This is a genomic window from Pseudomonas sp. TWR2-1-1 (assembly GCF_049897045.1).
Classification (GTDB): domain Bacteria; phylum Pseudomonadota; class Gammaproteobacteria; order Pseudomonadales; family Pseudomonadaceae; genus Aquipseudomonas; species Aquipseudomonas versuta.
The window spans coordinates 50,544-60,332 of record NZ_JAFCVM010000003.1 but is presented as its reverse complement, the minus strand read 5'-3'; the positions used below and the strand labels follow the sequence as shown (position 1 = coordinate 60,332).

Genomic DNA, 9,789 nt, shown 5'->3' with positions numbered 1-9,789 from the left:
GTCCCCACAACAGCTGCATCAAACCTGTGGGAATCGCCGGCAGCCAGCTCCCCACAACAGCTGCATCAAACCTGTGGGAATCGCCGGCAGCCAGCTCCCCACAACAGCTGCATCAAACCTGTGGGAGCGGGCTTGCCCGCGATGAAATCGCTGTGGTGCATCAGACCAGCCCCCGGCACCCGAATCGCCGGCACCCACAACCAGACTCTAAAGTCCAAACTCACGTATGATTGGCCCTTTGCCCCGCCCGCCAACAGGATTCACCCATGTCTTTAAGCAAAGCCAACCAGGCCAAAATTGAACGCCGCCTGGTTAAAGCCCTGACCATTGCCTGTGAAAAGGCGAAAGATGAAATTCCGGGGTTTGTCTGGCTGACCCACACGGTCAACTATGAGGCCTTCCCTGCCAGCCTGAAGGTGGTGTGGGTGTTCGACACCAAAGACAGCAAAGACTTCGCCCTGGCTGATGGCGAAGCTCACTTTATGGTCGAGCTGACCGACAAGGCCCTGACGGATGCCGATGTGCGGGTGCGTAATGCCGCCACCCACGTCTATTACGACTCAGAAGAAGAATGCCAGCGGGCCTGTGGCGGCAATTGGCCAAAACGTCTGTCGAGCAAACGCTAAGAGGCCGACAGGTATTTGCCAAACCAGTCCAGGGTCCTGCTCCACGCCAGCGTCGCAGCAGCTTCATCGTAGCGAGGCGTGGAGTCATTATGAAAACCATGATTCACGTTCGGGTAGATAAACGCCTGGTACGTTTTGCCATTGGCTTTCAGAGCCTTCTCATAGGCCGGCCAGCCCTCATTGATGCGTGTATCCAGCCCGGCGTAATGCAGCATGATCGGTGCCTCGATCCGGCTGACCTCATTCGCATCGGGCTGACGTCCGTAAAAAGACACTGCAGCCGCCAGTTCCGGATACGCCACTGCCGCCGCATTGACCACGCCGCCGCCATAACAGAAGCCGGTAATCCCGACTTTCCCCGTGCTGGCATCGTGCTGCATCAACCATTCAATGGCCGCAAAAAAATCATTCATCAGCTTTTCGGGATCAACCGTCTGCTGCAGTGCCAGGCCCTTTTCGTCGTTGCCCGGATAGCCCCCAACCGACGACAGGCCGTCGGGCGCAAGGGCAATAAAACCCTGCTTGGCCAAACGCCGGGCGACATCCTCGATATAGGGGTTGAGGCCACGATTCTCGTGTACCACCACCACTGCGGGCAACTTGCCCTGCGCCCCGGCCGGACGCACCAGGTAACCGCGCACCTGCCCGTGCCCCTTGGGCGAGGGGTACATGATGTACTCGGCCACGATGTCCGGGTCGGTAAAAGCCACTTGCTCGGCAAGGGCATAGTTCGGACTGAGTGCGCTCAGCACTGAAAGCGCCGATACCCCAACAGACAAGATCGCAGCCCGGTCAAGAAACTCGCGCCGATTGATCTGGCCATGGGCGTAAAAGTCATACAGTTCAAGCAATTCAGGAGCAAAGTCTTTAGCAGTGAGACGGGGCATCTGTGCGCTTCCTTCTGGACAGTTTTGACTTTCCATAAACAAACGCAGCATCACTTGTCACAACCCTGCGCTTGCAATTACTTCCTGCTGATAGCCTTGGCCAAAATACGAGAAACCTGATCCGCCGAATACGGCTTGGCCAAAAACTCTACCCCCTCACAACTGCCGCGGGCCAACTCATCACTGTAGCCGGAGGCCAGAATCACCGGCAGTTCAGGGCGGCGCCGACGCAACTCTTTGGCCAGCGCAACCCCGGTCATCCCGGGCATGACCACGTCTGAAAAAATGGCGTCGAACGCCATTGCATCAGTGCCGACCATCAGCAATGCCTCTTCGGCATTGGCCGCCCAAGCGGTTTCATAGCCAAGATCCTGCAGGATCTGATTGGCAAAACGCCCCACCTCAAGGTTGTCTTCAACGATCAACACCCGGTATTTGCCCTCTTCTCCGGACGGCTCAAGGCTTTGCCTGCCCTCGGGGCGCGACTCAGCGGCCCCGGCGGCACTGACCTGCGGCAAATACAGTGTGAACCGCGCGCCCTGACCGACAACACTCGATACATCGACGTTTCCGCCAGATTGTTTGGCGAAGCCGAAAACCTGGGACAACCCCAGCCCGGTGCCCCTGCCAACCTCCTTGGTGGTGAAAAAAGGCTCGAAAATATGCTCCAGGGTCCGGGCGTCAATCCCGCTGCCTGTGTCCTGCAAGGAAACAGCGGTGAAGTGCTCACTGGAACCGGCATGACCGCGGATCGGCGGCAGCGGGCCACTGTGATCCAGACGCAGTATCAGCGTTCCCTGGCCCTGCATCGCATCGCGGGCGTTGAGGGCGATGTTAATGAGCGCCGTTTCAAATTGACTGGAGTCAGCGTGCACGTAATACGCGTGTTCGGGTAACTGGACGATGACTTGAATACGCGAGCCCGTGAGCGTATCGAGCATGTCACCGATGTCCTGTATCCGCCGCCCCACATTGAATACTTGAGGGTTGAGCGGCTGGCGCCGGGCGAAGGCCAGCAGTTGGCTGGTCAGCTTGCTGGCTCGCTCGACGGTGTCAGAGACCGCGCTCATGTAACGCTCCCGGCGCTCGGCAGAGAGGTTGGGCATGCGCAGAAAGTCCACCGAGGAGCGAATAATGGTCAGCAGGTTATTAAAGTCATGGGCCACACCGCCTGTGAGCTGGCCGATGGCCTCTAGCTTTTGCGACTGGCGCAATGCCGCCTCGGCAACCAGCAGGCGCGCGGTTCGTTCCTGAACCCGCTCCTCGATTGTCAGGTTCAACCTTTCCAGTGCTGCCAGCCCCTCACGCACAGCACCGTCGGCACGGGCACGCTCAATATGGGCCCAGCAACGCTCTGTCACTTCACCCAGCAAGGCCAGCTCATAGGGCGACCAGGTGCGTGGCACCTTGTCGTGAATGGCCATCAGGGCCGTCAGTTTGCCGCCCTTGATCAGCGGCAGGCACAAGGTAGAGACAATACCGAACGCGCTGAAAATGGCTGCAACCTCAGGGGCCAGATCGGTTGCAATGTCATTGATCACCAGCGGCTGGCCGGCGCGAAGGCAGGCCAGCACCCCTTCCCCGAAATCACTCAGGCGGTACTGGCCGCACAAGCTGGTAGCGCCTTCGACGAGCCAGTTGTCCCGAATGAAAAATCCGTCTTCGTCGGCCTCCATGTCCGCGTAGGCGCAATGGGTGACCTTCAGGTACTCGGCCAGCATGCGCATGGTGGTCCGCATGATTGCCTGGGGATCGCTGGTCTCGATCACGGCGCTGCCGATGGCATCCAGCACCGCCAGGCGCTGAGTCATAAGCACCGTGGCCGTGGTTTCGGTCACCGTATTGAGCATCCCCACGACCTGGCCGAACTGATCGCGCACAGGGCTGTAGCAAAAAGTGAAGTAAGCCAGCTCTGGCCGCTGGCTGCGCTCAATCACCAGGGGGAAGTTTTCGATATAGGTGGCTTGCCCGGCAAACGCTGCATCGGCAATGGCACTGATTTCGCTCCAGGCTTCTTTCCAGACTTCATTGAAAGGCCGCCCCAGGGCTTCAGGCTTGTTGCCCAGAATGGGCACAAATGCATCGTTGTACAGGGTGATTAAATCCGCGCCCCAGACAATCGATTGCGGAAAGTGCGAATCCAGCGCCAGCGCTACAGTGGTTTTCAAAACATCCGGCCAAGTGTTCAGAGGGCCAAGAGACGTATTGGCCCAGTCATGATTCCTGATTCTTTGGGCCATTACACCGTCATGCTGGAGCCAGTCAGCCATTACGCTCTTACCTTGATTACCACGAGTTGCCAAAAAAGCACCGCCGATTATATGACAGGCCACCACCGGGTAGACATATCTTGAAAATACTTGGTTCCAACCCTGCACACCTAATAAATGCGCCATGTGCTCCCCGGTCTGGCACTGAACAGATCGGCTTCATGACTTTACCGGTGTCGTTAAACCGGCCGCACAGATACCATCCGCCGCCTCGCATGCCTGTTGGCGACCAAGCCGGACCCGGCGCACACACGACCTGAAACAAGAGGAATCAAACGGTGAAAATTGCACTTGTGTTGCTGTTGAGCGCGCTGACCATACCCGCATTTGCCGCCAATATCGGTGAGCGCCTGACCCCCTGGACCTTACAGGACCAATACGATCAGCCCTTTACTCTGGATGCAAAAACCCGCGTGCTACTGGTGGCGCGCAACATGGACGGTTCCAAGCTGGTGAAGGCCGCGCTGGAAAACCAGCCCAAGGGTTATCTGGAAGCGCGCAATGTAGCCTTTCTTGCCGATGTGCAGCGCATGCCATCGCTGATCGGCAAATTTATCGCAATCCCGGCCATGCGTGACTACAGCTACCGCGTTGTACTCGACCGCGATGGCAGTATTGCCGCCCACTACCCGGGCGCTGAAGACAAGGTGCTGTGGCTGCAACTGGACGACGCCACCCTGGTTGCACAGCAGGAATTTGCCTCCGCCGATGAACTGCGCGCCGCACTGGAAAAACTGCCGGCCCAATAACCGGGGCGGTAGGTGATCAAGGGCGAACCCGTTGAGGCTGAAGTCTGGGTGCCCTTCAAACTGATCACCCCGGACCAGGTCGAGATGTATGAACAGCACTTTAAATAAAAGACCGGCACCGAAGGTTTAATTGTCGGGAAACGGCAGGCTCTGCAGCCACTCGCTGAAGGCCATCAGCGACGGCAGGTTCTGGTACCGGTTGGCATACGCCAGGTAATAGCCCCTGCCGCTTTCCATCGGTTCGAACAGGGTCACCAGCGTGCCCGCCCTGATCTCATCCTGAACCAGAATACGCGGCACCAGACCGATGCCGATGCCTGCCACCACGGCCTGAATCAAGTGCGCGGTAAGCTCGAAACCGGGCCCCGAACGCATCATCCGATGATCCAGCGCATGGCGTTCAAACCAGTCCGACCAAGCGTTGGGCCTGGACACCACATTGAGCAGCGAGTGACTGGCGGCAAGGTCCGCCGGGGTCATGGCGCGGTATTCAGGCAGCGCCGCAGGGCTGGCCACCACCACCAGTTTTTCCGTCAACAGCTTGTGCGAGATAAACCCCGGCCATGGCCCCGAACCGGCCACGATGATCGCGTTCATATCCCCCGCAGCGCTGGCCAGGTCGGCGTGCATGATGCGCGAGTGGATATGCACCACGATGTCGGGGTGCCTGGTGTAGAAGTCATTCATGCGCGGCAACAGCCATTTCGAACCGAACGTAGGCAGAACCGCCAGGTGCAGCGTGCCGCCCCCTGAACTGAAGGCAATGGTCTGCAGGGTCGCGCTACGGATTCGGCCCAACGCCGCTGACAGCTCATGTTGATACAGCGCGCCGGCAGCCGTCAGCTCGATACGCCGACCCTCACGGTTAAACAGATCGACCCCGAGTAAAGCCTCCAGCGCCTGCACCTGACGGCTGACAGCGCTTTGGGTCAATGACAGCTCATCGGCCGCCTTGGTGAAACTGCAATGCCTGGCTGCCGCTTCGAACGCCACCAGTACCGACATCGAGGGGGTTAGGCGCCTCGGATTCATTCATAAACCTCATGCAAATGCTGCGCGTTTTACGTTTGCCCTGTGCAGACGACGCCCTGACAATAAGGCCAAATCCAGTTCTGCTCTGACCTGTGCCTGTAAAAGAGCATACGTTAAGCGAATACAAAAACGAATTTAGCCTGCAGGAAACATCTTGATGATCGCCCGCCTCATCCCCGTAAATGGCCAGCCAGGCCTGTACCAAAGTTTTCTGAGCGACCTGAAAACTGAGGGGTTCGAGGGCGAAATCGCGAGCGATTATGCTGTGCGCACGGTGCTGTCGACCGACAATTCGATCTACCAGCGCCTGCCCCAGGCCGCCATATTTCCCAGGCACTGCGCGGACGTGGAGCTGGTGGCCAGGCTCGCGGCGCAGCCCAGGTTTCGCTCGGTGGTACTGACTGCCCGCGGCGGGGGTACCGGCACCAATGGCCAGTCGCTCACAGACGGGGTGATCGTCGATCTGTCCAGACACCTGAACCGGATTCTCGAGATCAACCCCGATGAGCGCTGGGTGCGCGTTCAGAGCGGTGTGGTTAAAGACCAGTTGAATGCGGCACTCAAACCCCACGGCCTGTTCTTTGCCCCCGAACTGTCCACCTCCAACCGCGCCACCATTGGCGGGATGATCAATACCGATGCCAGCGGCCAGGGCAGTTGTACCTATGGCAAAACCCGCGACCATGTATTGGCGCTTTCGACCGTTCTGATGGGCGGCCGCAGGCTCGACAGCCAGGCCGTGGACGCCAGCCAGGCCCGGCAGCAAGCCGCCCGCCAGGACATCATCGGCGAGGTCTATCGCTGCACCCAGGAGATTGCCGACAGCCAGCAACAGCTGATCCAGGACATCTTTCCCAAGCTCAATCGCTGCCTCACCGGCTATGACCTTGCCCACCTGCGCGAGGCAGATGGCGGCTTCAATCTCAACAGTGTTCTGTGCGGTTCCGAGGGCAGCCTGGGCTTTATTGTCGAAGCCAGACTCAATGTACTGCCGATCCCCCGCCACTCCATTCTGGTCAACGTGAGCTATGCCGGCTTTATGGACGCATTGCGCGATGCCAAGGCGTTGATGGCACTCAAGCCGTTGTCTATCGAGACCGTGGACTCAAAAGTGCTGATGCTGGCGATGCAGGACATCGTGTGGCACGGCGTGGCTGAATACTTCCCCCAGGACCCGGACCGCCCCACCGCAGGTATCAACCTGATCGAGTTCTGCGACGACGACCAGGGGCGGCTGGAGCAGCGCGTCAATGACTTCATCGAGCACCTTCGAACCGATACCGGCGTCAGCCGTCTCGGTCATACGCTGGCCATCGGCAACGAAGCGGTGAAGCGTGTTTACAGCATGCGCAAACGCTCGGTCGGGCTGCTGGGCAATGTGCAGGGCGAAGCCAGACCCCAGCCGTTTGTCGAAGACACTGCCGTGCCACCGGAGCACCTGGCGGATTACATCGCAGAGTTTCGCGCCCTGCTCGACGGGCACAATCTCGAATACGGTATGTTCGGTCATGTTGATGCCGGGGTACTGCACGTAAGGCCCATCCTGGACATGAAAGACCCGGCCCAGGCGGCACTGATTCGCCCGCTTTCGGACGCAGTCGCGGCGCTGACGAAAAAGTACGGGGGGCTGCTGTGGGGCGAACACGGCAAAGGCCTGCGCTCTGAATATGTGCCTGATTTTTTTGGCGCCCTTTACCCCTCGCTCCAGGCCATCAAGGCAGCATTTGACCCGTTCAATCAATTGAACCCCGGGAAAATTGCCACTGCGGCGCGCATCAGCCAGGCCAGGCTGACAGCGGTGGACGAGGTTACGCTGCGCGGCGACCTCGATCGCCAGATTGATCAACGGGTATGGCAAAGCTACCAGAGTGCCGTGCAATGCAATGGCAATGGTGCCTGCTACAACTTCGACCCCGATGACGCCATGTGCCCCTCCTGGAAAGCCACCCGCGACCGTATCCATTCACCCAAGGGCCGCGCTTCACTGGTGCGCGAATGGTTGCGCCTGCAGGGTGCGCAAGGCGTGGACGTGCTGGGCAATCCAGCTGCAACTTCGTCCCTCCGGAGCTGGCTTGGCAAAGCCCGCAACACCCTTGCCCGACGGTTGGGGCAGAAGGACTTTTCACATCAGGTCTATGACGCCATGGCCGGCTGCCTGGCGTGCAAATCCTGCGCCGGGCAGTGCCCGGTCAAGGTCAATGTTCCGGATTTCAGGGCACGTTTTCTTGAGCTTTATCACAGTCGTTACCTGCGCCCGCTCAAGGACTATGTGGTCGGTTCACTTGAGTTCAGCATTCCCGTGATCGCGCGCTTCCCGAGCCTGTACAACGCCATGATGGGGGCCAGGCCCGTCAAGTTCATGCTTGAACATGTGGTCGGAATGGTCGATAGCCCGCTACTGAGCGCCATGGACTTTCACCGGGTGTGCGCCACATGGAACGTGCAAATGGCGACGGTCAAAACCCTTTCGCGACTAACCGACCCACAGCGCCAGCGCAGCGTCATCCTGGTTCAGGATGCGTTCACCCGCTATTTCGAAACGCCGGTGGCCGCACAATGGATCGAGCTGATCAGGCGGCTTGGCTATCAGGTCTATCTGGCGCCCTTCGCACCCAATGGCAAACCCCTGCAAGTGCAAGGTCTGCTGGGCGCCTTCAAGAAAGCGGCAGCGCACAATGCACGGGGCCTGCTGGCCCTGCAAAACTGCGGCGTGCCGCTGGTGGGGCTGGACCCGGCAATGACCCTGGTCTACCGCCAGGAATACGCCAAAACCCTGGATCACGGCACGGTGCCGCAGGTGGCTCTGGCGCAGGAGTGGCTGGCGAGCGCCATGCCGCTCCAGTCACCGGCCGGTCCGCAAAAGGTCTTTCACTTCTTGCCCCATTGCACCGAGCGCACCAATGAGCCCGCGAGCATTGACCTGTGGCAAAAGGTATTCGCAGGATGGGGGCTGAGCCTCAAGGTTTTGCCCAGCGGTTGCTGTGGCATGTCCGGCACCTACGGCCATGAAACACGCAACGTGAAGACCTCGCAGATCATCTACTCGCAATCGTGGCAGCCACTGGTAGAGCAGCATCACGGCGACGGCACGCTCCTGGCGGACGGGTATTCCTGCAGAAGCCAGGTCAAGCGCCAGGCAGGCAAAGAATTGCTGCACCCCCTGCAGGCACTGCTGGGCCATCTTCGCGAGGGAGAGCCTGTTGTTCAGGCCGCGCAAAGATGACAGGCTGACGCCCCGCACTGTAGCGATGCCCGCCCACACAGGGGGGCTGCACAGGTCTGTGTTGTGTCGCCAAGGAACCTGGATGGACAATTTTTCGCAACTGCAGGCCTTCATGTGGGCCAACGAACATGGCAACTTTTCTGCGGCAGCCAGAGCGAACGGGTTAACCCCGTCCACCATCAGCAAGCTGATCACACGCCTTGAAAACCGTCTGCAGGTGCGGCTCTTTCAGCGCGGGAACCGCAGCCTCACGCTCACCGAAGAAGGCTCGGCATATCTGGTCAGTGCCCGCGAGGTGATCAATGCCATGGCCGAAGCCGATTCGTTGGCCGAAGCCTTCCCCACCCGGGTCAGTGGCTCGCTGCGGATTCACACCATGACCACGTTCGCCAAGCATCAAATCCTGCCCTGGCTGCCGGAGTTCCTTGCCACTTACCCCGGGCTGACCGTCGATATCCAGGTCGGCGCCCAGTACGTCGACCACTTCGATCAGGGGCTCGACATCGCCATCCACAGCGGCGTGCTGCCCGACTCATCGCGAATTGCACGAAAAATCGGCGAAAGTGCCTGGGTCACCTGTGCATCACCGGAGTATCTGGCACGCCGTGGCACGCCCGTTCACCCCGAAGAACTGATGACTCACGACTGCTTTAACTTCGGCTTCAACAGCGCCTGGAACAATTGGCAGTTTGTGGTGAACCAGGAGAAGGTCACGATTGCGATCACCCCCAAGGCGGTGTTCGCCCAGGGTGACCTGCTGCGCGATATAGCGCTGGGCGGCGGCGGCATCGTCAAGCTGGCGCAGTTTCATATTGGTGCCGATATCAAGGCGCAAAGGCTTGTGCCTGTGTTGCAGGCGTTCGACATTCCCACCAAAGAACCCATCTACCTCATCTACTCCAATCGCAAACACTTGAGCCCCAGAATCCGGGCGTTTCGCGACTTTCTGGAACAGAAGTTGTTGCAGGCGCCCTGGGATTGACCCATGGCTGATGCCATGGG

General features: G+C 59.4%; 7 protein-coding genes and 1 pseudogene. 5 read left to right on the top strand and 3 right to left on the bottom strand.

What is annotated here, in order from left to right; all coding sequences use genetic code 11:
• The first annotated feature begins 266 nt into the window (after positions 1-266).
• Positions 267-626, top strand: coding sequence for a hypothetical protein (locus ACP7BO_RS08485; protein WP_397457045.1), 360 nt, complete (start codon positions 267-269; stop codon positions 624-626).
• On the opposite strand, the gene yghX is transcribed toward ACP7BO_RS08485, so the two are convergent.
• Both yghX and ACP7BO_RS08475 read right to left on the bottom strand, forming a co-directional pair.
• Positions 623-1,513 carry a YghX family hydrolase gene (gene yghX, locus ACP7BO_RS08480; RefSeq protein WP_426209599.1) on the bottom strand — a complete coding sequence of 297 codons (891 nt, stop codon included), beginning with the start codon at positions 1,511-1,513 and terminating at the stop codon, positions 623-625. The genes ACP7BO_RS08485 and yghX overlap by 4 nt on opposite strands.
• Before the next feature lie 77 nt (positions 1,514-1,590).
• Positions 1,591-3,783: a GAF domain-containing protein gene (locus tag ACP7BO_RS08475; RefSeq protein WP_426209597.1), complete on the bottom strand. Its 2,193-nt coding sequence runs from the start codon at positions 3,781-3,783 to the stop codon at positions 1,591-1,593.
• A gap of 278 nt (positions 3,784-4,061) precedes the next feature.
• Between ACP7BO_RS08475 and ACP7BO_RS08470 the strand changes: the two genes are divergently transcribed.
• Both ACP7BO_RS08470 and ACP7BO_RS08465 read left to right on the top strand, forming a co-directional pair.
• Positions 4,062-4,532 carry an FAD/FMN-containing dehydrogenase gene (locus ACP7BO_RS08470; RefSeq protein ID WP_397457048.1) on the top strand — a complete coding sequence of 157 codons (471 nt, stop codon included), beginning with the start codon at positions 4,062-4,064 and terminating at the stop codon, positions 4,530-4,532.
• 12 nt (positions 4,533-4,544) lie between these two features.
• Positions 4,545-4,640 (top strand): annotated as a pseudogene (locus ACP7BO_RS08465) (rhizopine-binding protein); the annotation flags it as partial.
• Between the two features lie 18 nt (positions 4,641-4,658).
• Here ACP7BO_RS08465 and ACP7BO_RS08460 read toward each other — a convergent pair.
• On the bottom strand, positions 4,659-5,564 hold the full coding sequence (locus tag ACP7BO_RS08460) for a LysR substrate-binding domain-containing protein (RefSeq protein WP_426209594.1): 906 nt from the start codon (positions 5,562-5,564) through the stop codon (positions 4,659-4,661).
• Between the two features lie 157 nt (positions 5,565-5,721).
• Between ACP7BO_RS08460 and ydiJ the strand changes: the two genes are divergently transcribed.
• Together ydiJ and ACP7BO_RS08450 are read left to right on the top strand one after the other, a co-directional pair.
• Complete coding sequence (gene ydiJ, locus ACP7BO_RS08455) at positions 5,722-8,787, top strand: D-2-hydroxyglutarate dehydrogenase YdiJ (protein ID WP_426209592.1); 3,066 nt, start codon at positions 5,722-5,724, stop codon at positions 8,785-8,787.
• 82 nt (positions 8,788-8,869) lie between these two features.
• Complete coding sequence (locus tag ACP7BO_RS08450) at positions 8,870-9,769, top strand: LysR family transcriptional regulator (RefSeq protein ID WP_426209590.1); 900 nt, start codon at positions 8,870-8,872, stop codon at positions 9,767-9,769.
• Positions 9,770-9,789 lie beyond the last annotated feature (20 nt).

Bases quoted from the DNA above. Each gene is read 5' to 3' on its own strand.
- ACP7BO_RS08485 (WP_397457045.1), top strand. From the start codon at position 267: ATGTCTTTAAGCAAAGCCAACCAGGCCAAAATTGAACGCCGCCTGGTT.
- yghX (WP_426209599.1), bottom strand. From the start codon at position 1,513: ATGCCCCGTCTCACTGCTAAAGACTTTGCTCCTGAATTGCTTGAACTG.
- ACP7BO_RS08475 (WP_426209597.1), bottom strand. From the start codon at position 3,783: ATGGCTGACTGGCTCCAGCATGACGGTGTAATGGCCCAAAGAATCAGG.
- ACP7BO_RS08460 (WP_426209594.1), bottom strand. From the start codon at position 5,564: ATGAATCCGAGGCGCCTAACCCCCTCGATGTCGGTACTGGTGGCGTTC.
- ydiJ (WP_426209592.1), top strand. From the start codon at position 5,722: ATGATCGCCCGCCTCATCCCCGTAAATGGCCAGCCAGGCCTGTACCAA.
- ACP7BO_RS08450 (WP_426209590.1), top strand. From the start codon at position 8,870: ATGGACAATTTTTCGCAACTGCAGGCCTTCATGTGGGCCAACGAACAT.